The organism is Neotabrizicola paludis (assembly GCF_044142105.1).
In the GTDB taxonomy this organism is placed as follows: domain Bacteria; phylum Pseudomonadota; class Alphaproteobacteria; order Rhodobacterales; family Rhodobacteraceae; genus Pseudogemmobacter.
In genome coordinates this window covers 231,859-255,622 of the sequence record NZ_JBGTYM010000006.1, presented here as the reverse complement: position 1 = coordinate 255,622, position 23,764 = coordinate 231,859, and the positions used below count along the sequence as shown (strand labels likewise).

The window sequence follows — 23,764 nt, the reverse complement described above, 5'->3', positions numbered from 1 at the left end:
TTCCCTCCCTCGCGAAGAAGGCCGCAGCTTTTTTTAGAATGTCGCGCTCCTGCTTCAGAACCGCATTCTCCCGCCGCGTCCGGCCGCTGCTCAGTGCCAGCCGCACCGCTTCACGCCGAAACTCCGGCGTCGGTCTGTTCCCGTTTCCCATAGAACACCTCCTGGTCCCTCAGTTGGTGCTCTCCACATTTCACGGGCAAGTCCACACATTCCCAAATGCACAGGGGGGCGATCAGTCCCAAACGCCCGCCACGAGCGCCATTGCCGCGAGAGCGGCTTCGTCCATGGGCCGGAAGCTGAAAATCACATCGTTCCAGTCGCTTTAGTGCAGGCCGAACTCTGCCATCAATCGTCGGCGCATCTCGACGAAGCGGGCCTCGCTGCGGTCGCGCGGACGGGGCAGGTCGATGTCGATCAGCCGTGGCGTGGCGCCCTTTTCCTTGGGCAGGACAAGAACGCGGTCGGCCAGGAAGATCGCCTCTTCCAGATCATGCGTGACCAGGACCAGCGTCACGCCCTCATCCCGCCAGATCCGCGCCAGTTCTTCCTGCATGGTCAGCTTGGTCATCGCGTCGAGGGCACCCAGCGGTTCGTCCAGCAGCAGGATTTCCGGCTGCACCGTCAGCGCGCGCGCGATGCCCACACGCTGCGCCATACCGCCCGACAGCTGGCGCGGATAGGCTGTCTCGAACTCGGTTAGTCCGACCAGGCGGATGTATTGCCGCGCCCGCGCCTCGGCCTCGGCCGCCGCGATCCCGCGCACCTGCAGCCCGAAGGCCACATTGCCCAGCACCGTCAGCCAGGGCAGCAACCGCGGTTCCTGGAAGATGATCGCGCGCTCCGCCCCGATGCCCTGCACCGGCGCATCGTCGATCCGCACCTCGCCAGCATCCGGCGCCTCAAGCCCCGCCAGAACCCGCAGCAGCGTGGTCTTGCCGCAGCCCGAGGGGCCGACAATGGCCAAGGCCTCGCTGCCCCGGATATCCAGATCCAGATCGCGCAGCACGTTCAGGCGCTGGCCGTTCAGCGCGAAGCTTTTGGAGAGGTTGCGCACGGCAACCTCTCCACGGCGGGTGGTGACCTGGGTCATGCCCGTCTCTCCTGCCTCAGTTGGTGGCGGGCGAGGCGCCCGGATTGTACAGGATGTCGGCGACCTTCAGCTTACCCGTCGGTACCGCGTCGTCGCGTTCCAGAACATCGATCCAGAACTGCAGGTCGCGATCCTCGGCCTTGCCGCCCTCGCGGATGCCATAGCCCGCGAAATACTGCGCGACGTCCGGGTTCTCGCCCCGTTCGGCCAAGACGCGGGCGAAGATCTTCTTGGTCTCCTCGGGGTGCAGGCGCGCATATTCGATCGCCTTTTCCGACGCCTCGACAAAGGCCTTCGCCTCGGCGGGGTGGGCGGCGATCCAGTCGCGGCGCAGAACGATGAAGCCGCCCGCGATGTTGCCCAGCACATCGGTGTCGTCAAAGACCGCGCGCAGGCCGCCGGTCTTCAGCGCGGCGCCGGTGAAGGTGGTCTGCCAGTAGCCGAAGGCCGAGATGTCGACCTGGCCCGAGCGCAGCACCTGTTCCAGCTGCGGCCCGGGCACAACGATCAGGTTGGCGGCATCCTGCGGCAACCCCTTCTGGTGCAGCGCCTCGCGCACGGTGTAATCCAGATGCGCGCCCAGCGTGTTGACGGCGATGGTCTTGCCGACAATATCCTCGACGGTTTTGATCGGGCTGTCTTCCAGCACATAGAAGACCGATTGCACCTGATCGTTGATGCCGTTCGACGGGTAGGCGGCGACGAAATCATTGCCCGCGGCGATCGAGTTCAGCACAGCCGAGGTGGCGGCCGAGCCGAGTTCCACGCTGCCGCCCGCCAGGGCCACCAGCGAGGCCGGGCCACCGGTGGAATAGCCCACGTTCTCCAGTGTGATGCCAGTGCCGTCGAAATAGCCCAGTTCGGCCGCAAGTTCGTGCGGGTTCAGACCGCCCTGGCTGGCAAGGTAGCGGATGGTGACCTCGGCCTGCAGCGGGGTGGCGAGAAGAGCAAGACCGGCGGCAAGCGCAAGATTGCGAAGGGGGAAGGTCATTTTCGATTGTCCTTTTGGGGTGTTGTCGTTGGAAAGGGGGTCAGCGGGCGGCTTCGGCCCAGCGGCACAGACGCCGTTGCAATGCGACCAGCGCCGCATTCGCCGTCAGGCCCAGCAGGGCGAGCAGCAGGATCGCGGCGAACATCTGCGGGATCTGGAAATTGTACTGGGCGTTCATCACCTGAAACCCCAGACCCTTGTTCGCGCCGATCATCTCGGCCGCGATCAGCAGCAGCAGCGCCGTGGTGGCCGACAGGCGCAGGCCCACGAAGATCGAGGGCACGGCGGCGGGCAGGATCACCCGGGCAAAGACCGTGCCGCGCCGTGCGCCGAAGGCCTGCGCCATCTCGATCAGCTTGCGGTCCACCTCCTTCACGCCGCCGATGGTGGCCAGCAGAAGCGGAAATAGCGTCGCCCAGAAGATCACGAAGACCTTAGACGCCTCGCCCAGGCCCAGAAGCAGAATGAAGACGGGGTACAGCGCCAGCGCCGAGGTCTGGCGGAAGAATTGCAGGATCGGGTCGAGTGCTTCTTCCACCGCGCGGATCTGGCCCATGAACAGACCCAGCGGAATCGCCAGCACCACGGCGGCGGCGAAGGCCAGGCCCGAACGCTGCAGGCTGATGCCGATGTCATCGACCAGCGCGCCGCCCGCGATGCCCTGCCACAGCGCGACAAGGATCTGGTCCAGCGGCGGGAAGACCGTGGGGTTGATCCAGCCCTGGGTCGATCCGACCTGCCAGACCGCCAGAAAGGCGGCCAGAAGGCCATAGCGCCGCAGGAGACGGGTCGCTCTGGCGATGACGCGCTGCTGCGCTTGGCGCAGGATGCGCGTGTCGATGCCCTGAACCAGGCTGTCCTCGAAGCTCGGATAGCTCATCGCCGTCACTCCGCCGCCAGGGCCGCGCGCCGTGCCAGCGCCCAGCGGGTTTCAGGGTAGGGCAGGCCGAGGTTCTCGCGCAGCGTGCGCCCCTCATATGCAGTGCGGAACAGGCCGCGGCGCTGCAATTCCGGGATCACCAAGTCGACGAAGTCGGTCAGGCCGGTCGGCAGCCAGGGTGGCAGGATGTTGAACCCGTCGGCGCCATCGTTCTGGAACCATTCTTCCAACGTATCAGCGATGGTTTCGGCCGTGCCGATCACGGTGAAATGGCCGCGCGCGCTGGCGATGTGCTGGTATAACTGCCGGACGGTATAGCCGTTTTCATCGGCGATGCGGCGGATCAGTGCCTGGCGCGATTTCATGCCTTCGGTCGGCGGGGCGGGGGGCAGCGGCCCGTCCAGATCGGCCTCCGACAGGTCCAGCGTGCCACCGCTGAGCGCGGTCAGCAGCGCCAGCCCGTCCTCGGGCAGGATCAGGCTGGTCAGCCGGTCATATTTCTCGCGCGCTTCCGCCTCGGTCCGGCCCACGAAGGGCGAGACGCCGGGCATCACCAGCACATGCGCCGGATCGCGGCCCAGCCCGGCGGCGCGGGCCTTGATGTCGCGGTAGAACTCCTGCGCAGTGTCCAGCGCCTGATGCGCGGTGAAGATCACTTCGGCCGTGGCGGCGGCCAGCCCGCGCCCGTCATCCGACTGGCCGGCTTGCACGATCACCGGATGGCCCTGCGGGCTGCGGCTGACGTTCAGCGGCCCCGCCACCTTGAAATGTTCGCCGCGATGCATCGCGCCATGCACCTTGGTCTCGTCGAAGAACCGCCCGCTGTCCTTGTCGCGCAGGAAAGCGTCGTCCTCGAAACTGTCCCACAGCTTCTTCACCACATCGACATGCTCGGCCGCGCGGCGGTAGCGCCAGGCATGCGGGTGCTGCTGGTCCAGGTTGAAGTTGCGTGCCGCCGCCTCGGTCGCGGTGGTCACCACGTTCCAGCCTGCGCGCCCGCCCGAGATCAGATCGAGTGAGGCGAATTTGCGCGCGGTGTTGTAGGGCTCCTCGTAGGTGGTGGAAGCGGTGGCGATGAAGCCCAGGTCGGGCACCAGCGGTGCCAGCGCGGCGAACAGGGTCACCGGCTCGAAGCCCGCGACCTTGGCATTGCCGCCCTCGGTCCCGCCGCCAAAGCTGATGGCCAGGCCGTCGGCCAGGAAATAGGCGTCGAACAGGCCGCGCCGCGCCTCCTGCGCCAGCTGCAGGTGGAAGGCAAAGCTGGTGGCGCCATCGGCGGGGCTGTCGGGGTGGCGCCAGGCGGCGACATGCTGGCCGCCGCCGGGAAGGAAGGCGCCAAGACGGATCTTGCGGGTCATCGGAATACTCCTTGTTCGGATGGGGGGGTCAGGGGTGCTGCCGTGCTTCGGGCTTGCGGCGTGGCGTGCTGGCGCGGCCGTCGACGCCCAGCGGCACCTCGCCCGCGATGGTCACCCGGCGCACCACGCGGGGGGCGTCGCCATAGTCGTTAACCGCGTAATGCTGGGTGGCCCGGTTGTCCCAGATCGCCACGTCGCCCGCCCGCCAGCGCCAGCGCACGGTGTTTTCCGGTGCGGTGACATAGGATTGCAGCAGGTCGAAGATCTTGGCCCCATCCTCGCGCGACAGGCCCGCGATTCGCTGAACAAAGCTGCCAAGGAGGAGGGTCCGCTCCCCCGTCTCTGGATGGACGCGCACCACCGGATGCTCGGTCTCGTAGACGTCCGAGGCGAAGACCTCGGCATGGTACTTGCGGTCCACCTCGCGCGCCTGCGGGCGCTGCGCGGCATAATCATAAGCGTTGGAATGGATCGCCCGCAGGCTGTCGGCCAGCGCCTTCACGGGGGCGGGCAGGCTGTCATAGGCCGAGGCTGTGTTCGCCCAAACCGTGTCGCCGCCGACCGGCGGGATCACCACACCGCGCAGGACGGACGCCCTGGGATAGGCTTCGACGAAAGTCACGTCGGTGTGCCACTGGTCGGCGCGCCCGCCACCCCGGCTGGCATCCAGCTCCAGGACCGACGCCGTGCCCTTGACCACCGCCTGCGTCGGATGCGGCGCCAGTGCGCCCAAGCGCAGGGCGAACCGCTCCTGCCCGGCGTCGTCCAGATGCGTCTGACCACGGAAGAACAGCACCTTGTGTCGGGCAAGCAGACCCAGAAGAGCCTCGATTGCCGGCTGCGGCAGATCGCCCGACAGGCGCAACCCGCCGATCTCGGCGCCGATGCGCGGGGTCACCTTTGCCAGGCTCGCGCCGGGCAGGGCGTCGATCAGGGTTTCAGAGAAAATTTCGTGACGTGTCATGGAATGGTCCTTTCTTGGGGCAAGTCTCAGCCGATCCGGTGTCCCGCAGTGGCGGGCCGGTCAGTCTGCGATCGATCAGGAGGAGGGTCAGGCGGCCTGGACAGCTTTCTGGCGCGTCAACCAAGGCGCGAATTGGTCGACTGCGCGGTCTAGACGCTCCAGCAGCGGCACCGCGACCGGAGTTTCTCCGGCGAAATCCGCGGCCGAGGCGTAAAGGCCCGTCGGCAGCACCGCCGCCTCAAAGAAGCCAAACAGCGGGCGCAGCTGATGTTCGACCACCAACGCATGACGCGCGCCGCCACCAGTCGCGATCAACAGCACCGGCTTGCCGGCCAGCGCGGCAGGGTCGATCAGGTCGAAGAGATGCTTGAACAGCCCGCCATAGCTGCCCTTGTAGATCGGGCTACCCACGATCAGCGCATCCGCAGACAGGATCGAAGCCACGATGGCACGCGGCAAACTGTGCAAATCCTCAAGCCGGGTAGCCGTGCCAAGTTGAGGTTGTAGGTCCGACAGGCCGTGGCTAACCGTCGTCGCGCCGAATATTTGGGCGGCGCGGCCAAGCGCCAGGTCGACCAATGCGCGGGTGCGCGAGGGCTGGCTGAAGCTGCCGGAGAAGCCGACGATGCGGAAGGCCATGGAACGCTCCAATTGACGATTGATGTTGTCGTGAATTTAATGCGCGTATTCCTTTTTGCCCATTCCAAAGGTGGCTGGCGAAACGGAAGAAATATTCTCGGACAGACCGGCAGCGCGATTTCTTCGCTCCGCAACGCTTACGAGCAGCTCCGCACAGCCGCCTTTACCGAGTGGTGCCATCCCGTCGCGGCCTGCCTTGAACGCCAGTTCAAGCGCGACGGTGGTGTCAGAGGCACCGCACTTGCCGTGGGGCAGGGCGGTCCGCTAGCCTTCGTGGATGCCTAAGCGCTCGCCGTTCCGCCGCTTGAAGACCAGCCCGTCGATCATCCGTCTGGCGGTGATGCTCTACATCCGGTTCCCGCTCTCCCTGCGCAATGTCGAGGATCTGCTGCACGAGCGCGGGGTCGAGATCAGCCACGAGACCGTGCGATATTGGTGGAACAGGTTCGGCCCGATGTTTGCATCCGAAATCCGTGGCAAGCGTGTCGAGGCAATGCGCGCCTGCCGCCACTGGCGCTGGCACCCGGACGAGGTCTAGGTGAGGATCAATGGCCGATGCCCTACCTCTGGCGGGGCGTCGACCATGAGGACGAGGTGCAGGAAAGCGTCGTCACCAGGCCGCGGGACCGCGAGGCGGCCCTGAAATTCCTCAGAAAAACGATGAAGATGAAGCGGCACGGACGACCCGAGACCATCGTGACGGACCGGATCCGGTCCTGCGGCGCTGGCTCAACAATCGGGCCGAGAATTCACACTTGCCGTTCCGCCGCATGCATACCTTGCAGAAGTTCGCTTCAGTGCATGCCTCCGCCCACACCCACTTTCCGACCGAGCGCCACCTCCAAGTTCGCAACGCCTACAAATAGACCCGTGCCGCCGCCCTTGGCCCAAGTGGCGCGGCCTCCTCGCTGCGTGACGAGCCGGTGGGCAAGGGGGAACGGAGACGGGTTCGCATTCGTCTGACAGCACCCTCAGGACCATACGCAGGCCCGTCCCTCAATCCAGCCAGATGCAACCGGCCTCTTCCAGCGCCTTGTCGACCCAGGCGCGGTTCAGCGTTCCAGCCTCGGTCTCGGCCATCTGCTTCGTCTCCGCTGCGTGTTTCTTGAGGGTGGCGGCGAGGATTGCCTCCGCCTCCTCCCGCGGGACGGCGACCACACCGTCGAAATCGCCCAGGATCAGGTCGCCGGGGTTGATAATCGAGCCGCCGAGCGAAACGGGCAGGCCGATCTCTCCCGGGCCGTTCTTGTAGGGCCCGCGATGGGTGATGCCGCAGGCGTAGAACGGCAGGTTGCGCTCGCGGATCGCCTCGGCATCGCGGATCGCGCCATGCAGGACCACGCCCGCAACGCCCCGGCGGATGGCATGGGCCAGCATCAGCTCTCCCATCAGCGAATTGGTCAGATCGCCGCCCGCATCCATCACTATCACATCGCCCGGCTGGGCCATGTCGATCGCCTTGTGCAGCATCAGGTTGTCCCCCGGGCGCGAGCGGACCGTCAGCGCAGGTCCGGCCAGCACGCCCGAGCCATGCATGGGCCGCAGTTCCGGCCCGAAGGCGGCGAGGCGGGACATGCTGTCGCTGACATTGGCCACCGGCAGCGTGCGGAAGGCCTCGACGAGGTCGGCGCTGATGCGGGACCAGCTGCGTTTGATGCGGAAACCGTGGGTCATGTTTTTGGTCCTTCAGGCGGCAAGTTCGGAGGGGCGGGCCAGCGAGGCCTCGTCGGGCGCGTTGCCGTCCAGCACGGAGATGATGTGGCGGGCGGCGATTTCCGCCATTGACCGCGCCGATCCGGCGGTGACGCCGCCGATATGGGGCGTGGCGGTCAGGGTGGGCAGCGCCCAGAGCGGGTTGTCCGCCGCCGGGGGTTCAGTGGCGAAACTGTCCAGCGCGGCGCCGGCGATGGTTTTCTGTGCCAGAGCCTGCGCGAGGGCCGCCTCGTCAATGATCCCGCCCCTTGCGGTGTTCACGATCACGGCGGTGGGTTTCATCAGCGACAGGCGGCGGTTGTCGATCAGGTCGCGGGTGGTGGCGGTCAGCGGGCAATGCAGGCTGAGGATGTCCAGCCCGGGCAGCATCGCATCCAGATCGGCGGCGGTGGCGAAACCATCGGCCTCGGCCGCTTGCGGGGCGTAGGGGTCATGGACCACGACCTCCATCCCCAGGGCCTCGGCCATGCGGGCGGTCTCACGGCCGATACCGCCATAACCGACCAGACCGATGGTGGCCCCTTGGAAATCCTTGCCGATGAAGGTCGGTTTCGGCCAGTCGCCGCCCTTCACCGCCGCATTCAGGGGCTGGATCTCTTTCACCAGCATCAACGCCAAGGCGATCGCATGTTCCGCCACCGCCCGTGAGTTCGACCCCATCGAGCGCAGGACCGGGATGCCGCGCGCATGGGCGGCGGTCAGGTCAACATTGTCGACGCCGACGCCATGCTTGACGATCACCTTCAGCTTGGGCGAGGCGCCGATGACCTGATCGTTGATCTTGCCCTGCCGCACCATGATCGCATCAATCTGCAGCTCTGCCGCCCGTGCCGCGACCACATCGGAGGGGTCGTAGGGCGGCGAGAAGAACACGTCGATATCATTGTCGTTCAGAAGCTCGATGGCGCTTTGCGCGATCTGGGTGTGGGTCACCAGAATGCGGCGGCTGCGACCGGAACCATTGGGGGCGCGGGTCATGCTTGGTCCTTGTTGAAACGGGCGAGCAGCTGTTCGGCACGGGTCACGATGGGGGCGTCGATGAACTTGTCCTCCAGCGTGAAGGCCCCGCGGCCTGCGGCGGCTTCGATGCGGTTGGCCGCGATCACGCGGCGCGCCCAGTCAAGCTCTTCCTCGGTCGGGCTGAAGGCCTCGTTCAGCACCGGCACCACCGCGGGGTGGATGCAGCTGGCGCCGTCGAAGCCGAAATCGCGCGCTTCCAGTGCTGCGGCGCGGATGGCGACGGTGTCGCTGAAATCGGCGGTAGAGCGGAAGAGGCCGAAGGACAGCACACCTGCCGCCTTGGCGGCATAATGGATCATCAGCTTGGGCTGGCGCAGGACCTCGGGCGTGGGCTTGGCGCCCATCGAGGTCGCCAGATCCTCGCCCCCCGCCGAAAGGGCGATGACGCGGGGGCCCTTGGCGATGGCGCGGGCCTCGAACAGGCCCTCTGGGTCTTCGATCAGCGGGACGAATCCCATGGGCTTCCGGTCGGTCTCGAGAGGGGCCAGATGCGCGGCCAAGCGGTGCAGGAGACCAACGTCATTAATCTTGGGCAGGTAGATCGCCGCTGCCCCCGCCTTGGCTGCAGCGGTGGCGTCGTCGAACAGCCGTTCGGTCATGTTCACGCGGACATAGACCTGACAGCCGCCTGCGGCGACCATCGGCACCGATTGTGCCAACATCTCGCGGGCTTCGGTTTTCGAGGCCTCCGGCACGGCATCCTCAAGGTCGATGATGACCACATCGGCGCCGCGCTGCCCAGCTTTTTCCAAGAAACGCGGGGTGTTGCCGGGGACGTAGAGGAGGGAGCGGATCATGCTTTTTCCTCCAGATCGGTGAGGGTCATGCCGATCTCGGCAAGGATCTCCGCCGTCTGCTCGCCGATCTCGGGCGCGGGGTAGCGGAAGGCGCCGGGGGTGGCCGCAAGGCGGGGGAAGATGTTGTGCTGCGGCAGGCTGCCGTTCTTGGCATCCTCGACCTCGACGATGATCTCTCGTTCCGCGAAATGCCGGTCGGTGGCGATGTCGGCGATGTCATAGACCGGGCCGACCGTCGCCCCTGCCGCCCGCATCTCGGCCAGGGCCTCGTCGCGGCTGCGGGTCAGGAACCATTGTGCGACGGCCGTATCCACCAGATCGCGGTGCTTCACCCGCTCGACATTGGTCGAGAAGCGGGGGTCGGCCTTCATCTCCGGCTTGCCGATCACTTCGAAAATCCGCAGGGCGACGGTCTGGGTCGACCCCGACAGCGCCACGAACTTCCCATCGTTGCAGCGATAGACATTGCGCGGCGAGACGGTGTTGGAGGCGGACCCCGAGCGTTCCTTCACCTTGCCGGTGGTCTTGTAGATCGCGGCCTCCGGCCCCAGCACGGCGAAGATCGGCTCCAAGAGCGACAGGTCGATGACCTGACCCTGCACCTCGCCGCGTTCGCGGGCGTAAAGCGCCATCATCACCGCATTGGCGCCTGTGATCCCGGCGATCATGTCGGCCAAAGCGAGGGGCGGCAGGACGGGCTCACGGTCGAGGAAGCCGGTGCGGGCGGCATACCCGCTCATCGCCTCGACAAGCGTGCCGAAGCCCGGCAGCTTGGCGTAGGGGCCCGTCTGGCCGAAGCCCGAGATGCGCAGGGTCACGAGGCGCGGGTTCAGCCCGGCCAGAGCATCCGGGCCAAGGCCCATCTCTTCCAGCGTGCCGGGGCGGTAGTTCTCGATGAACACATCCGCGCCCGCCAGCAGTCGGCGCAAGGCCTCCATCGCCGGGGCCTCGCGCAGGTTCAGCCGGATCGACCGCTTGTTGCGGCCATAGGTCTTCCAGTGCAACGACTGCCCGCCATCGCGCCAGTCGCGCAGCGGATCGCCCGAGGGCGGCTCGACCTTGATCACCTCGGCCCCGAAGTCGGCCAGCTGAAGCGAGGTCATGTTCCCCGCCACCAGCCGCGAGACATCGACGACGCGGATGCCGTGCAGTGGTCCCTGCCGGGTTGCATCGAAGCGGATCATCGTTCAGTTCCCCGCGAATTTCTCGGCAAATACCGCGCAATGCTCCGAGGGGATGCGGACGATCACGGTAGGATCGTTGATCTCGAAAGTGGTCTGGATGCGGAACTCCATCTCGCCCGCGCGGACGACATATTGCCAGACCGAGCCGAGATAGACCTTCTGCGCTACGCTGACCCGCAGGCAGTTGGGGCCAAGCTCCGAGACGACCTCGATCCGCTCAGGCCGCACCGCCACGACCAGCGCGCCATCGGCACCGGCGCGGCCGGAGGGCGTGGTGATCTCGGTGCCATCCGCCAAACGGATGCGGGCCTGATCGGCGCCGCTTTCGATCATCTTCCCGTCCAGGAAGTTGGACGAGCCGATGAAGTCGGCGACGAAACTGTCCGCCGGGCGTTCGTAAATCTCGCGCGGAGACCCCAACTGACGCATCCGCCCCATGCTCATCACCGCGATCCGGTCGGACACGGCCAAGGCCTCGGCCTGGTCATGGGTCACATAGATGGTGGTGACGTTCAGTCTCTCCTGCAGCTCGCGCAGCCAGACCCGGGCGCGTTCGCGCAGCTTGGCGTCGAGGTTCGACAGGGGTTCGTCCAGCAGCAGCAGCGGCGGGCGGTAGACCAGCGCGCGGGCCAGGGCGACGCGCTGCTGCTGGCCGCCCGACAGCTCGAACGGGAAGCGGTCGGCATAGGGCAGCATCTCGACCAGCCCCAGGGCCTCCTTGATGCGGGCGTCGCGTTCCGATTTGCCCATCTTCCGCAGGATCAACGGGAAGGCCAGGTTGTCGGCCACAGTCTTGTGCGGCCAGAGCGCATAGGACTGGAAGACCAGGCCGATGTTGCGCCGCTCCGGCGGGACGGTGTTCTTCGGATTGCCGTCGAACAGCACCTTGTCGCCGACCCGGATGATGCCCGATGTGGCATGGTTCAACCCTGCCACCGCGAAAAGCGAGGTCGACTTGCCGCAGCCCGACGGGCCGAGGAGCGTGAGAAACTCACCCGACGCGACGTGGATGTTCAGGTTTTCGACGGCCGTCACATCGCTGTATTTGATGGTCAGGTTTTCAAGGACGAGATCAGCCATAGATCTTGGCTCCCAGCAGGCGGCGCGCAAGGATGACGAACAGCGCCGTGATGATGACTTGGATGGTGGCAAGGGCAGAGACCGGGCCATTGTCGCCCTGAGCCACCAGCTGGAGCATGGTGGTGCCGATGATCTCGGACCCCGGCTGATACAGGAAAGCGGCGGTCACGTATTCCTTGAAGAAGTGGATGAACAGCAGAGCATAGCAACTGAAGAGCGCGGGCTTCAGGATCGGCAGGATGATCCGGGTCACGGTCGTCCACCAATCCGCGCCTGAGATGCGCGCCCCGCGGTCCAGCTCCTCGCCGATCTGGGCCAGCGCCGGGGCGATGGCGCCGAAGCCGACCGGGATATAGCGGATCACGAAGGCCAGGATCAGCACGACGATCGTGCCGCGGATCAGATCCGCCCCGGGCAGCCAGAGGACAGCGTAGAAGAAGCCGAGGCCGGCGATGATCCCGGGCAGCGAGCGCGGGAAGAGAGCCACGTATTCCAGCGGACGGCGGAAGCGGAAGTCGGACCGCCGTGCGATCAGCGCGATGACGGCGATGAAGAAGGTGCCGATGGCGGCCCCCACTGTGGCCACGACGACCGAGTTCACGATGGACCGGACGTAGTTGGGCGAGCTGAAGACCAGATCGAAGTTCGCGGTGGTCATCACCTTCCAGAACGGGATCAGCGGCGTCAGGAAGGTCACGGCCGAGCGCAGGAAGATGCCGCCGAAGATCGCCAGGATCGTGAAGAACACGAAGCCGAAGACGAAGGCGAAGGCGGGCCAGCGCCAGGCGCCAAGCTCCAGGATCGAGGGACGGCTCGCCTTGCCGCGCACGGTGACGAAGCGGCCTGCGCCCTTCATCAGATAGCCCTGCAACCAGACCAGCAGCGCCACGATGATCAGAAGGATGATCGCGGCGGCGCCGACGATGCCATATTCCGGCCGGACGGCGGCGTTGATGCCCTTGTCATAGAGGAAGGTCGTGACCGTCTGGATGCCCGAGGGACCGCCGAACAGCAGCGGAATGGCCAGCATCTCGATGCCGACGACGAAGTTCAGCACGGCGGAATAGATCATCGCCGGACGGATCATCGGAATCGTCACCGACCACAGCGCGCGGAACGGGCCTGCGCCGGTCGAACGCGCGGCATCCTCAAGCTGCGGATCCGCCTTGGTCACGGCGGCAAGGCACATCAGGTAAGTCAGCGGTGCCTGGCTGAGGCCCGCGACAATGCCCATGCCGGTGACGGAATAGAGGTTCCATGGCGCCCCGCCGAGGTAGCTTTTCGCGGCCAGCGTGATGAAGCCCGACGGGCCGTACATGGTGAACCAGCCGAAGGCGATCACCAGGTTGGACACGAACAGCGGCCAGATGAAGACCTCGCCCATCCATCTGCGACCGGGCAGATTGGTACGGCCGACCAGCACGGCCATGACCGCACCGAACATCTGCGCCACGACCATCGTCAGCAGGCCGAAATACAGCGTGTTCACGAAGACCTGGGTCATCCCCGGCTCGCTGGTCAGGCGACCGAAGTTTTCCATCGTGAAGGCGGCGCTCTCGTCATACAGCGGCTTGTCGAGGAAGGCCTGGGTGATGATCGGCAGGATGGGCCCGAGTACCAGAAGGGTCGTCAGCACGGCGACGCCCCAGTAAATCAAGCGTGACCTGTCGATCGGCCTGGTGCGGCCGGCTTCGGAGAGATCCGTCATCGGGAATACCTTGAAAGGTTGAGGGGGCGGCGGCCCATCGGCCAAGCCGCCCCGGGGTCGTTACTTGCCCGACAGGGCCGCAGTGAACTTCTCGGAGAAGGCCGCCGCTTCGGTGATCAGACGCTCGTCGAAACCGGCGATGATCAGGTTGTCGACACCGACGATCTCGCCAATGCCCTGGAAGGTGTAGCGCACCTGATCTTCCGGCACGTCCTCGCGATAGGGTACCAGACCGCCCTTGCCGACCAGCGTCTGGCCTTCGGTCGACAGCGCGAAATCGACGAAGAGCTTGGCCGAGTTCGGATTGGCCGCGCCCTGCGGAATGCCCATGCCGCGCAGCATCATGATGGTGCCGTCATCGGGGAAGGCGAAGCCCAGGATCTCGCCACCTGCCTGTTCCAGGCGCGGGAAGATGGTGATGCCCGAAACCGCTACGCCGATCACATATTCACCGGTCGCGATCTTCTCGTTCATCGGCCCGCCCGAGGTCTCGCCCCGGATCATCGGGCCGATGGCGCGCAGATCGGCCCAGCCGGCCTCGCCCTTCTTGTCCAGGTAGTTCCACCATGCGGCCAGGCCAAAGCTGTTGCGCGCAGCGTCATAGGTGGTGATGCGGCCATCGAAGGTGCCCGGATCGGCCACGGCGGCGGCGGCCAGCGAGGCAAAGCCGGTCGGACGCTGCTCTTCCGGCAGAAGGGCGGCGTTGTACGTGATGACCAGCGGGTCGGCCGACATCACCGAAACACCGGGGTAGGGCTTCGCGAAATCGGGCAGATGGGCATATTCGGGGCTTTCGTAAGCCTCCATCAACCCGTCCTTGCCATAGCTGGCCCAGCGGTCATTCGCGCCCGAGACCAGAATGTCGGCGGTGCGGGTGCTGGAGCCTTTTTCGGCCTCCCAGCGCGAATGCACGGTGCCCGAGCCGAGGTCGACGGTTTCGACCTTGATCCAGGGATATTTGGCGCGGAAACCTTCCAGCAGCGGGGCCCAGTTGTTGTCGGCCATGTTGGAATAGATCATCACGCCGGATTCCGCGCGCGAGGCTTCGATGATGCTGCTGTAATCGGCCGGATAGTAATCCGGGACTTCTTGTGCAGACAGGATCGCGGGTGCGCCGACCGTTGCGGCGGTCAGTCCCAGCACCTTCAGAATGTTCATTGTCTTCCTTCTCCTCCTTTGGAAACCCGTTTGCCCCGGCGCATCAGCTCCTCGTTGATGGCCTTGGCCGTATTCAAGACCGCTTGGCTGACCCGGGCCACATTGGCCGCCAGCCGGGGTTGCGGCCCCGAGATGTTGACGGCGCCGATCGGGCGCCCGCTGGCATCGCGCAGGACGGCGGCCGCACCGGCAGCCCCCTCCACGACACCCTTGAGATTCATGTAGACGCCTGTCGTTCGCGCCATGACCACAGCTTCGGTCAGGGCCGCGCGTTCGTCGCCGGTCAGGCCCGCCGCGAGGGCGTAGTCCGAAAGCTCCGCATCGCTGCCCGCCGCCAAAAGCACGATGCCGCTGGCAACCTTGTGTGCGGGCCGCGTCATCGAGATGTCGCGGTCATAGCGGATCTCGCGGAGCGGCATGATCTTGTTCAGATAGCGGATCTGGCCCGCTTCCATCACCGCAAGGAACCCGCTCTCTCCGGTTTCCTCGACCGCATTGGCCAGATAGGGCCCGACCAGCGCCAGAAGCGCGCCGCGTCCTGGGCCACCTGCACCTTCACCCGGCAGGCGCCGCAATGCGTAATCGCCCGAGGGCAGGCGTTCCAAGTAACCGCGATCCGTGAGCGAGCGCAGCATGAGAAGCGTGCTGGATTTCGGCATGTCGAGCGCGCTGGAGATCGCCGCAAGCCCGTTGGGGCCGGGCGTCTCCGCCAGCCACTCCAACAGATCCAGCAACCGTTCGACGCCCCTGCCGCTCATCCTGCTTGACACCCCTCAATGTCGTTCATTATACTGAACGAAAGTAATATACTGAACAGCGAGATTTTAGTCAACGTGTGGCAAGCCGTGGGCCAGGCTCGCGGGTCCGCGGCCTGAAACCTTTCCTGTTATCCGGTGCTTGCGTTGACTGCGCCGTGCGCGGACGATCAAGCGCCAGGCGCTGGAGACGCAGCGCGCCGTGGAGCTCGACAGCGTCGGGCGCTGATGATTCGGCATCTGCTGCGCACCGCGCGGCATCAAGATCCGTCAAGGAGCGATCCGAGAGGCGATGTACCCGGCCGACGTCAGAGCTGGTCGCCCACGCATGGAGAATGCCCGCCGCTCTGCTGGCTGGTCTGATCAAACGCGCCGGCGTTGTCAGAGGAACCACACTTGCCATGGGGCAGGGCGGTCCGCTTGCTTTCCTGGATGCCTAACCGCTCGCCGCTCCGCCGTTTGCAGGCCAGCCCGTCGAGCATCTGCCTTGTGGTGATGCTCACCATCCGGTTCCCTCTCTCCCTGCGAAACGTCGAGGACCTGCTGCACGAGCGCGGGATCGAAATCAGCCGCGAGACGGTTCGGTAGTGGTGGACCCGCTTCGGTCCGATCTTCGCGTAAGAGATCAGGGGCAAGCGGTTGCCCGGATGTGCGGCTGCCGTCACTGGGCTGGCACTTGGACGAGGTCTATGTGAGGATCCATGGCGACATGCCCTACCTCTGGCGGGCCGTCGACCATGAGGGCGAGGTGCAGGAAAGCGTCGTCACCAGGTCGCGGGGCCGCAAGGCGGCCCTGAAATTCCTTAGGAAATCGATGAAACGGCACGGACGGCCCGAGCCATCGGGACGGACCGGCTTCGTTCCTACGGTCCTGCCCTGAAAGACCTAGGCCGCGGCGATGACCGCGCGATGGGGCGCTGGCTGAACAGCCGGGCCGAGAAATCACACGTGCCATTCCGGGAACGAGAACGGGCGATGTTGCGGTTCCGGCGCATGCGACGGTTGCAGAAATTCGCTTCAGCCCCTGCCTCGGTCCACGCCCACTTTCCAACGAAGCGCCACCTCCAAGATCGCAACACCTATAAAGACCCACGCCGCCGCTCTTGGCCCCAGTGGCGCGGCCTCCTCGCTGCCTGACTGGGGGGAACGGAGGCGGGTTCGCATTCGTCTGGCAGCAGCGCGCCATGATCTCAGAGCAGTCGGTTCAGATCCACCGGTCGGTTCTCCATGATGCGTTCCATCGAGAAGAGCCCGGTCACCTTGTTGAATGCCAGACCGTCGATCAGCTTCTGATAGAAGCGGTCATAGCCCTGCATGCCGGCCGTCACCACGCGCAACATGTAATCCCACTCGCCGCCGATCCGGTGGACATCCACCACCTCGGGCAGGCTCTGGACCCGGCGCTTGAAGGTCTCGGACCAGTCCTTGGAATGTTCGCGGGTCTGGATCATCACGTAGATCGTCAGGTCGAGGCCCAGGAAGGCCAGGTCCACCCGCGCCTGCGACCCCGCTAGGATCCCCGCTGACTGCAGCGCATGCAGACGGCGCCAGCAGGCATTCTGCGAAATGCCCAACTGATTGGCCAGATCGCGCTGCGACAGTGCGGCGTCGCGCTGCAGGCAGGTCAGCAAGCGCAGATCAATCACGTCCAGACTGCCCTGTTTCACGTTCATATGACCTCATACTCTGCAAATTTACCGGAATTCTAGCGATTTTGATCGACAGCGGTAGTTCTAACCTTGGTCCATCCAAGGGAATGCCGATCAGATGACACCAGATACCGACCTCCTCGCCCCGTTCCGCCAGCTGCTGGAGACGCCGGACCCAATCGCGGCGCTGCGCAAGGGCGTGATCGGCGAGGGCGTGCGGATCGAGGGGCCATTCGGACCGAAGCCGCTGATCTATGCCGATTACACCGCCTCGGGCCGGGCGCTACGGCAGGTGGAGAGCTTTGTGCAGGACCATGTCCTGCCCTTCTACGCCAATTGCCACACCGAAGCCTCCTATTGCGGCGCGCTGATGACCCGGATGCGCCGCGCTGCCCGGGCCGAGATCGCGCGCGCCTGCGGCGCCGGGCCGGAGCATGCGGTGGTCTTCGCCGGGGCAGGGGCGACGGCTGGGATCAACCGGCTGGTCGCGTTGCTGGAGGCTGGGCCGGACACGCGGGTGATCCTTGGCCCTTACGAGCACCATTCCAACATCCTGCCCTGGCGCGAATCGGGGGCAAAGGTGGTGACGCTGGCGGAGGATGCGACGGGCGGGCCGGACCGGAAGCAGCTGGCCCGGCTCTTGGCGCAGACCGGAACACGCACGATCTGCGCCTTCAGTGCCGCATCCAACATCACCGGGATCCTGGCCGATGTCGCGGTTCTGACCCGGATGGTCAAGGCGGCGGGGGCGGTGATGATCTGGGACTATGCCGGCGGCGGACCCTATCTGCCGATACGCATGGAGCCCGCGCCCGACACGCCGATCGACGCCATCGTCCTGTCGCCGCACAAGTTCATCGGCGGGGCGGGCGCCTCGGGTGTCATGGTGCTGCGCCGCGACAGCGCCCGCCTGACTCGCCCCAGCCAGCCGGGTGGCGGCACGGTGCGCTTCGTCTCTCCGGTCGGGCACGACTATTCCGGCAGCTTGGAAGCGCGCGAGGAGGCGGGCACGCCGAATGTCCTGGGCGACATCCGCGCCGCGCTGGCCTTCATGGTCAAATCCCGCATCGGCACCGATTCCATGGCCACGCGCGGCCGCGCCCTGGTCGCCCGCGCCCATGCCGCCTGGGGCGCCGATGACCGGATCGAGCTTCTGGGGCCGCAGGATTTGCCGAAACTGCCGATCTTCTCGTTCCGCATCCGCGACGGAAAGGGCGGGACCTTCCACCAGCAGTTCCTGACCCGGCTTCTCAGCGATCTGCACGGCATCCAGGCGCGGGGCGGCTGCGCCTGCGCGGGTCCCTATGTCCACCAGCTCGTCGGTCTCGACGCGGTCGAATCCGACCGAATCCGTGCTGCCATCCTGGCGGGAGACGAGATGGAGAAGCCCGGTTTCGTCCGTCTCAACCTCTCGTCGCTGATGGAGGATGCCAAGGTCGAGACCGTGCTGGAGGCGGTGCGCGGCCTCGCCTGCGCGGCCCGTGATCATGCCGCTTTCTACCGGGGCGACCCGGCGCGGGCGACTTTTGCGGTTGACCCTGCGGCCCTTCCTTCTATTGCCACCGGCACCGCGACGCGCGATCCGCTGGGCGCATGATCAGCACGGTCGACGGGCATCTGCACAACAAACATGCAGTTCGGCGCGGATCGGTAAACATTCCTTGACATCATTTTCCGCTATGACAGAATATATCCGTGATCTCGGAGGAGACCCTTCTGTAATGCGGAAACTGATGTCGTTCATTCGGGCAGATCTGGCCTGCCGTCGCGCGACAGGTTCCGCACCGCGCCCCGGTCCGGCCCGCCCCCCTGCGCGCGAGAAACGCTGATGGAAGAGACTGGTCTGCACGCCCTGGAAGCGCGCCTGAGACGCGAATTCGAGGACCTGAACTACCCGCCCGCGAACTGGGTGCCGGAAGCCACCGCTGGGCAAGAGCCGGTCTGGGATGCCGTCATCGTCGGCGGGGGGATGTGCGGGCTGGTGGCCTGGTTCGCGCTGAACCGCGCGGGCATCCGCAGGATCCGCATTCTCGACCGCAACCCGGAAGGCCGCGAGGGGCCCTGGGTCACCTATGCGCGGATGGAGACGCTGCGCTCGCCCAAGTTTTTGGTCGGCCCGGCGATGGGGCAACCCTCGTTGACCTTCCAGGCCTGGTATCGCGCGCAGTGCGGCCAGGCGGCCTGGGAGGCGATGGACAAGATTCCGCGCCCGATGTGGATGGATTATCTGCGCTGGTATCGCCGAGTCCTGGGGATTGAGGTCGAGAACGAGACCGCGCTGGAACAGGTGGCGCCCGAAGGCGATCTCCTGCGTCTGACGCTGGCCGGCAGGAATGCCGGGCGGATCCTGACGCGCAAGCTGGTCATGGCCACCGGCCGCGACGGAACTGGTGCGCCGCAGATCCCGGCCTTCGTCGAAGGGCTGGACCGCCGCTTCTGGGCGCACAGCGCCGATCCCATCGATTTCGCCGCGCTGAAGGGCCGCCGCGTCGCGGTGGTGGGCGTGGGCGCCTCGGCCATCGACAATGCCGCCGAGGCGCTTGAGGCGGGCGCGGCCGAAGTGCGCCACCTGATCCGGCGGCGCGAGATGCCCACGATCAACAAGTTCATGGGTATCGGCAGCTACGGCTTCACCGCGGGCTATGCCGCGATGCGCGACGACTGGCGCTGGCGCTTCATGCTCTATTCGATCTCGACCCAGACGCCGCCGCCGCGCGGCTCGACCCTGCGTGTGAGCCGGCATTCGAACGCATATTTCCACTTCGGCAAGGCGGTGCAGACCGTGGAGCAGCAAGGCGAAGAGACCTTGATCACCTTCGCCGACGGCACGCGCCTGGCCACCGATTTCCTGATCCTGGGCACCGGCTTTACCGTTGATCCACTGTCGCGCCGAGAATTCGGCGCGGCGGCCGCGCAGATCCGCCTCTGGCGCGACGCCTATCAGCCGCCAGAGGAGGAACAGTCGCGCGAACTGGGCCTGTTCCCCTATCTGAACCCCGATTTCACCTTTGCCCCGAAGGAGCCGGGCCAGGCCGACTGGCTGTCGCATGTCTACTGCTTCAACTACGGATCGACCGTCAGCCTGGGCAAGACCAGCGGCGATATTCCAGCGGTGTCTGTCGGCGCGGAATGGTTGGCGCGCGAGATGGCGGCGAAGCTCTATAACGAAGACATCGCCGCCCATTGGCAGGCGCTGCAGGATTACGCGATCCCCGAGTTGCAGGGGGATGAATGGCGCGCTTCGCCACTGCCACCCTTCGCGCCCCGCAAGACCACCATTCAGGCGGAAGGACTGTGATGACCACGAACCTTGAAACTTCGGTCACGAAGGCCGCTGGCATCACCGCTGGCAACCCGATTGCCGGCGCCATCCGCGAGCGGAGCGAGATCTTCGCCCAGACCGCCACGGCGGAAGGGGCGGTCTTGCGCCCGCGCCGACCCGGCCGCCTGACCCATGACCTGCGCGCTGCGCTGGCCGCCCGAATCGCCACCGCCAATGGCGAGGCTGCCGAGGCCCAACGCTATGCAGCCGATGTTCAGGATGCCGCCCTGAAAGCGCTGGCGGTGCCTGGCACTCTCTCTCCCGATCCCTGGGTCCAGGCCATCGTCGCCTTCACCGACAAAGTGGCGACCAGCCCGCGCGACATCGTTGCTGACGATGTTCAGGCGCTGAAAGCCGCAGGCGTCGAGGATGCCGACATCGTTCGCGCGGCAGAGTTGAACGCCTTCCTCGCCTATCAACTGCGCCTGATCGCGGGGCTGCGTCTTCTTGGGGGGATCAGAAAATGACCGATGAAGTCGTCCGCCGTTTCACGCGCAACATCCCGCACTGGCGCCCCCGGGTGACGCCTGTGAAACTGGCCGAAGCCTCGCAGGAACAGTTGGATGCGCTGCAGGTTACGCCCTCGAACACCAAAGTGTCCGATTATGTGCTGGTGCTGGCGCATGATCCCGAGACGCTGAACGTCCGCTCGCCGCTGTTCAATGCCATCATGTATGGCAAGGGCGGCCTCAGCCGTGCCGAGCGGGAACTGGGCGCGCTCGCGGCCTCGATCGTGAACCATTGCATCTATTGCGCCGCCGTTCATGCCGACCGTCACGCGCAGCTGTCCAAGGATACCACGGTCACAGACCGGTTGTTCGCGGCGGGAGAGAATGCCGATCTGGGATCGCGCGACCGGGCGATCCTGGAATTCGGCATGGCCCTTGCCCGTACGCCGCAGCAGGCGACGCCTGAACTTCTGGAAAAACTGCGCAAGGCCGGACTCTACGACGGAGAGATCCTGGATCTGATCCTGTCTTCGGCGCTGTTCGGCTGGGCCAACCGGCTGATGCATGTGCTGGGCGATCCGGTGCGCAAGACTGCTTGAATCAAGGGAGACGACGGGCTGATGGGACAGGAATACAAGGTCGGGATCGCCGGAGCAGGATCTGTCGCCTTCGGGACGGCAGCGTTTCTGGAGCATTCCGGCCAGAAGGCGATGCTCTGGTCCCCCTCGGGCAAGGGCACCACCGCGCTGGCCGCCGGTGCGCCCCTGACCGCCAAGGGGGCGCTTGAGGGCAGCTTCAGCCCCGGCATCGCCGCCTCGGCCGAAGAGCTGGTGGCGAAGTCCGAGGTGATCTTCCTCGCTTTGCCGGGCTATGGCCATAAGGCGGTGCTGGACGCGCTGATCCCGCATCTGCGGCAGGATCAGCCGGTCATCATCAGCTCGCACGCCTCCTTCGGCGCGCTCTACCTGCTGGACCGGCTGGCCGCGCGCGGGGTGTCCCTGCCCGTCACCGTCTGGGGCACCACGCTGCTGACAGGTCGGCGCACCGGCGACACTGTGGCCTCGGTCAACACCATCCGCTCCAAGATCGACCTCGCCACCGTCCCCGCCGCGCGCACGCCCGAGGGCCTTGCGCTCTGCCAGGATCTCTTTGGTGACCGCTTCGTCCCGCGCGAAGGGCTGCTGGCGATCTCGCTCTCGAACCTGAATCCGCAGAACCACATGGGCATTGCCTTGTGTAACATGACCCGGATGGAACATGGCGAGACCTGGAGCCAGGGTGGCAATGTCACCCCCAATGTCGGGCGGCTGATGGAGGCGCTGGATGCCGAACGCGTGGCCATCGCCGAGGCGCTTGGCCTGAAGGTCCGCACCATCTTTGAACATTACCACCTGTCCTATCATGTGCCCGTTGCCTCGATCGCCGAGATGAATGCCGAACTGCATGAGAAGGGCATCGGCGGCCAAGGCCCCGCCACCGCCGACAGCCGCTATGTGACCGAGGACGTGCCCTACGGCCTGGTCGTCACTTCGGTAATCGGCCGTCTGGCCGGGCGGCCCGCGGTGCTGCATGAATCAGGGACAGAAATCTTTTCGGCCCTCTATGGCCGCGATTTTACTAAGGAAAACACGCTTCTGTCTGAACTTGGGCTGGAGCGCCTGACTCTTGCGCAGGTCCAGGACGCATGTCGCAGCGGAGTCCTGCCCCGCTGATCCTGAAAGAAGACGACCTGAAGACGGGCGCAAGATCCGTCTCAGGGACTTGCCGTTCCCGACCCCTCGGCAACGGCGCAAGACGACCAACATCCAACAGCGTGAGGATTGCATCATGACCAAACCGTTCCTAAGCCGCCGTGGCTTTCTCCAGGGCAGCGCCCTTGGTGCCGCCGCCCTTGCCAGCCCCGTCTATCTGCGCCGCGCCCATGCGCAGGCCGGGGGAGAGGTCAACATCTGGACCTACAACGGCTTCATCCCCGACGACTTCAAGACGCAGTTCGAAACGGAAACCGGCATCAAGGTGAACATTCGTCTGGTCGACGACCAGGGCAAGCAGTTCAATCTGCTGGCCGCCGAACAGCCCAAGCCAACCGTCGACATCCTGACCGTGGCCGGCCACCGCTACCTGCAATTCATCGACAGCAACCTGATCGCACCGATCGACACCGGTCGCCTGACCAACTGGGGCAACATCAACCCGGTTTTCTCGGAAAGCGACTGGGGCACGATCCGCGACCAGAAATGGGGGGCCCCGATCCTGTCGGGCGCCGAAGTGCTGGCCTACAACACCGAGCTCGTGAGCGCAGAAGAGGCCATGACCTGGGACACGCTCTTCTCGGACAAGTACAGCCAGCAGACCGCCTATATCCTGCAGGACATGATGTCGGTGCTGATGCTGGCGCGCGGCTATGACGGCAACATGATCGCCTACATGAACGACGAGGCCGAGGCCGCCCGGATCATGAACGAGATCCGCGACTACCTGATCGCGCAGAAGCCCAAGGTCCGCAAATACTATGACGGCGGCGCCGAGGTGCAGCAGATGTTCATCAACCAGGATATCGCGCTGGCCCATGCCTGGAACGGCCCGATCGCCACTCTGATCACCGATGGTGCGCCGATCGCCATGACCATCCCGAAGGAAGGCAGCTACGGCTTCGTCTATACGCTGAACATCGCCCAGAACGCGCCGAACGCGGACAATGCCTATCTGTTCCTGAACGCGCTTCTGGCCAGCCCCGAGATCGGCGCGAACCTCAGCCGCAGCTCGGGCTTCATCTCTACCTTCAAGGATGCCGACAAGCACCTGACCGATCTGGAGCGCAAGGCGACCTCCTTCCCTGAGGAGCAGCTGGCCGGCCTGCAGTTCTTCCGCGCCGAGGCCAATGAGATGAAGTACAAGCTGATGGATCCGGCGGTCGAACAGATCAAGGCGGCCTGAGCCGTCACCGGCGCCGCAGGGGATCGCTGCGGCGCCTGCCCCGCCCGCCCGGACCGGCCGCAGCGGCCGG

23 protein-coding genes and 2 pseudogenes are annotated in these 23,764 nt (G+C 65.6%); 9 read left to right on the top strand and 16 right to left on the bottom strand.

Annotated features, from left to right (window positions below; genetic code table 11):
• Positions 1-322: 322 nt before the first annotated feature.
• From ACED67_RS14640 to ACED67_RS14615, 6 genes are all read right to left on the bottom strand, one after another.
• The gene (locus tag ACED67_RS14640) at positions 323-1,090 is read right to left on the bottom strand and encodes an ABC transporter ATP-binding protein (protein ID WP_395542448.1); all 768 of its coding nucleotides are present in this window, start codon (positions 1,088-1,090) and stop codon (positions 323-325) included.
• Positions 1,091-1,106: 16 nt separating this feature from the next.
• A complete protein-coding gene (locus tag ACED67_RS14635; RefSeq protein WP_395542447.1) occupies positions 1,107-2,081 on the bottom strand; it encodes an ABC transporter substrate-binding protein in 975 nt (324 codons plus the stop codon).
• Between the two features lie 40 nt (positions 2,082-2,121).
• Positions 2,122-2,961, bottom strand: a complete 840-nt coding sequence (locus ACED67_RS14630; RefSeq protein ID WP_395542446.1) for an ABC transporter permease — start codon at positions 2,959-2,961, stop codon at positions 2,122-2,124.
• Positions 2,962-2,966: 5 nt separating this feature from the next.
• Positions 2,967-4,319, bottom strand: coding sequence for an LLM class flavin-dependent oxidoreductase (locus ACED67_RS14625; protein ID WP_395542445.1), 1,353 nt, complete (start codon positions 4,317-4,319; stop codon positions 2,967-2,969).
• A 28-nt stretch (positions 4,320-4,347) separates the two neighbouring features.
• On the bottom strand, positions 4,348-5,283 hold the full coding sequence (locus tag ACED67_RS14620; RefSeq protein ID WP_395542444.1) for a TauD/TfdA dioxygenase family protein: 936 nt from the start codon (positions 5,281-5,283) through the stop codon (positions 4,348-4,350).
• Positions 5,284-5,370: 87 nt separating this feature from the next.
• The gene (locus ACED67_RS14615) at positions 5,371-5,922 is read right to left on the bottom strand and encodes an NAD(P)H-dependent oxidoreductase (protein ID WP_395542443.1); all 552 of its coding nucleotides are present in this window, start codon (positions 5,920-5,922) and stop codon (positions 5,371-5,373) included.
• Between the two features lie 12 nt (positions 5,923-5,934).
• Here ACED67_RS14615 and ACED67_RS14610 point away from each other — a divergent pair, with 12 nt between their 5' ends.
• Together ACED67_RS14610 and ACED67_RS14605 are read left to right on the top strand one after the other, a co-directional pair.
• Positions 5,935-6,207: a hypothetical protein gene (locus ACED67_RS14610; protein WP_395542442.1), complete on the top strand. Its 273-nt coding sequence runs from the start codon at positions 5,935-5,937 to the stop codon at positions 6,205-6,207.
• Positions 6,200-6,788: pseudogene (locus tag ACED67_RS14605) on the top strand (IS6 family transposase). Before ACED67_RS14610 ends, ACED67_RS14605 begins: the two are co-directional and overlap by 8 nt.
• A 130-nt stretch (positions 6,789-6,918) precedes the next feature.
• Here the strand turns inward: ACED67_RS14605 and ACED67_RS14600 are convergent.
• The 9 genes from ACED67_RS14600 to ACED67_RS14560 form a co-directional block, all read right to left on the bottom strand.
• Positions 6,919-7,596, bottom strand: coding sequence for an RraA family protein (locus ACED67_RS14600; RefSeq protein WP_395542441.1), 678 nt, complete (start codon positions 7,594-7,596; stop codon positions 6,919-6,921).
• 12 nt (positions 7,597-7,608) lie between these two features.
• A complete protein-coding gene (locus tag ACED67_RS14595) occupies positions 7,609-8,613 on the bottom strand; it encodes a hydroxyacid dehydrogenase (protein ID WP_395542440.1) in 1,005 nt (334 codons plus the stop codon).
• Positions 8,610-9,452 carry an HpcH/HpaI aldolase/citrate lyase family protein gene (locus ACED67_RS14590; protein ID WP_395542439.1) on the bottom strand — a complete coding sequence of 281 codons (843 nt, stop codon included), beginning with the start codon at positions 9,450-9,452 and terminating at the stop codon, positions 8,610-8,612. Before ACED67_RS14590 ends, ACED67_RS14595 begins: the two co-directional genes overlap by 4 nt.
• The gene (locus ACED67_RS14585; RefSeq protein ID WP_395542438.1) at positions 9,449-10,636 is read right to left on the bottom strand and encodes a CaiB/BaiF CoA transferase family protein; all 1,188 of its coding nucleotides are present in this window, start codon (positions 10,634-10,636) and stop codon (positions 9,449-9,451) included. The genes ACED67_RS14590 and ACED67_RS14585 overlap by 4 nt, the downstream gene beginning before the upstream one ends.
• 3 nt (positions 10,637-10,639) lie before the next feature.
• A complete protein-coding gene (locus ACED67_RS14580) occupies positions 10,640-11,716 on the bottom strand; it encodes an ABC transporter ATP-binding protein (RefSeq protein ID WP_395542437.1) in 1,077 nt (358 codons plus the stop codon).
• Positions 11,709-13,424 carry an ABC transporter permease gene (locus ACED67_RS14575; RefSeq protein ID WP_395542436.1) on the bottom strand — a complete coding sequence of 572 codons (1,716 nt, stop codon included), beginning with the start codon at positions 13,422-13,424 and terminating at the stop codon, positions 11,709-11,711. Before ACED67_RS14575 ends, ACED67_RS14580 begins: the two co-directional genes overlap by 8 nt.
• A 60-nt stretch (positions 13,425-13,484) precedes the next feature.
• Positions 13,485-14,582: an ABC transporter substrate-binding protein gene (locus ACED67_RS14570; RefSeq protein ID WP_395542435.1), complete on the bottom strand. Its 1,098-nt coding sequence runs from the start codon at positions 14,580-14,582 to the stop codon at positions 13,485-13,487.
• On the bottom strand, positions 14,579-15,340 hold the full coding sequence (locus tag ACED67_RS14565) for an IclR family transcriptional regulator (RefSeq protein ID WP_395542434.1): 762 nt from the start codon (positions 15,338-15,340) through the stop codon (positions 14,579-14,581). Before ACED67_RS14565 ends, ACED67_RS14570 begins: the two co-directional genes overlap by 4 nt.
• A 305-nt stretch (positions 15,341-15,645) precedes the next feature.
• Complete coding sequence (locus tag ACED67_RS14560; protein ID WP_395542455.1) at positions 15,646-15,843, bottom strand: hypothetical protein; 198 nt, start codon at positions 15,841-15,843, stop codon at positions 15,646-15,648.
• On the opposite strand from ACED67_RS14560, the pseudogene ACED67_RS14555 reads away from it, so the two are divergent.
• A pseudogene (locus tag ACED67_RS14555) lies at positions 15,770-16,474 on the top strand (IS6 family transposase). The gene ACED67_RS14560 and the pseudogene ACED67_RS14555 sit on opposite strands and share 74 nt — an antisense overlap.
• A 53-nt stretch (positions 16,475-16,527) precedes the next feature.
• Here the strand turns inward: ACED67_RS14555 and ACED67_RS14550 are convergent.
• The gene (locus ACED67_RS14550) at positions 16,528-17,010 is read right to left on the bottom strand and encodes an Lrp/AsnC family transcriptional regulator (protein ID WP_395542433.1); all 483 of its coding nucleotides are present in this window, start codon (positions 17,008-17,010) and stop codon (positions 16,528-16,530) included.
• Positions 17,011-17,104: 94 nt separating this feature from the next.
• Between ACED67_RS14550 and ACED67_RS14545 the strand changes: the two genes are divergently transcribed.
• The 6 genes from ACED67_RS14545 (at position 17,105) to ACED67_RS14520 (ending at position 23,694) form a co-directional block, all read left to right on the top strand.
• Entirely contained in the window at positions 17,105-18,583 is a 1,479-nt protein-coding gene (locus ACED67_RS14545; RefSeq protein WP_395542431.1) for an aminotransferase class V-fold PLP-dependent enzyme, read from the top strand.
• 231 nt (positions 18,584-18,814) lie between these two features.
• Positions 18,815-20,284 carry an NAD(P)-binding domain-containing protein gene (locus tag ACED67_RS14540; protein ID WP_395542429.1) on the top strand — a complete coding sequence of 490 codons (1,470 nt, stop codon included), beginning with the start codon at positions 18,815-18,817 and terminating at the stop codon, positions 20,282-20,284.
• Positions 20,284-20,775, top strand: a complete 492-nt coding sequence (locus ACED67_RS14535) for a hypothetical protein (protein ID WP_395542428.1) — start codon at positions 20,284-20,286, stop codon at positions 20,773-20,775. The genes ACED67_RS14540 and ACED67_RS14535 overlap by 1 nt, the downstream gene beginning before the upstream one ends.
• Positions 20,772-21,356, top strand: a complete 585-nt coding sequence (locus ACED67_RS14530; protein ID WP_395542427.1) for a peroxidase-related enzyme — start codon at positions 20,772-20,774, stop codon at positions 21,354-21,356. The genes ACED67_RS14535 and ACED67_RS14530 overlap by 4 nt, the downstream gene beginning before the upstream one ends.
• A 21-nt stretch (positions 21,357-21,377) precedes the next feature.
• A complete protein-coding gene (locus ACED67_RS14525; protein WP_395542426.1) occupies positions 21,378-22,469 on the top strand; it encodes an NAD/NADP octopine/nopaline dehydrogenase family protein in 1,092 nt (363 codons plus the stop codon).
• Positions 22,470-22,584: 115 nt separating this feature from the next.
• The gene (locus tag ACED67_RS14520) at positions 22,585-23,694 is read left to right on the top strand and encodes an ABC transporter substrate-binding protein (RefSeq protein WP_395542424.1); all 1,110 of its coding nucleotides are present in this window, start codon (positions 22,585-22,587) and stop codon (positions 23,692-23,694) included.
• Positions 23,695-23,764: the final 70 nt, after the last annotated feature.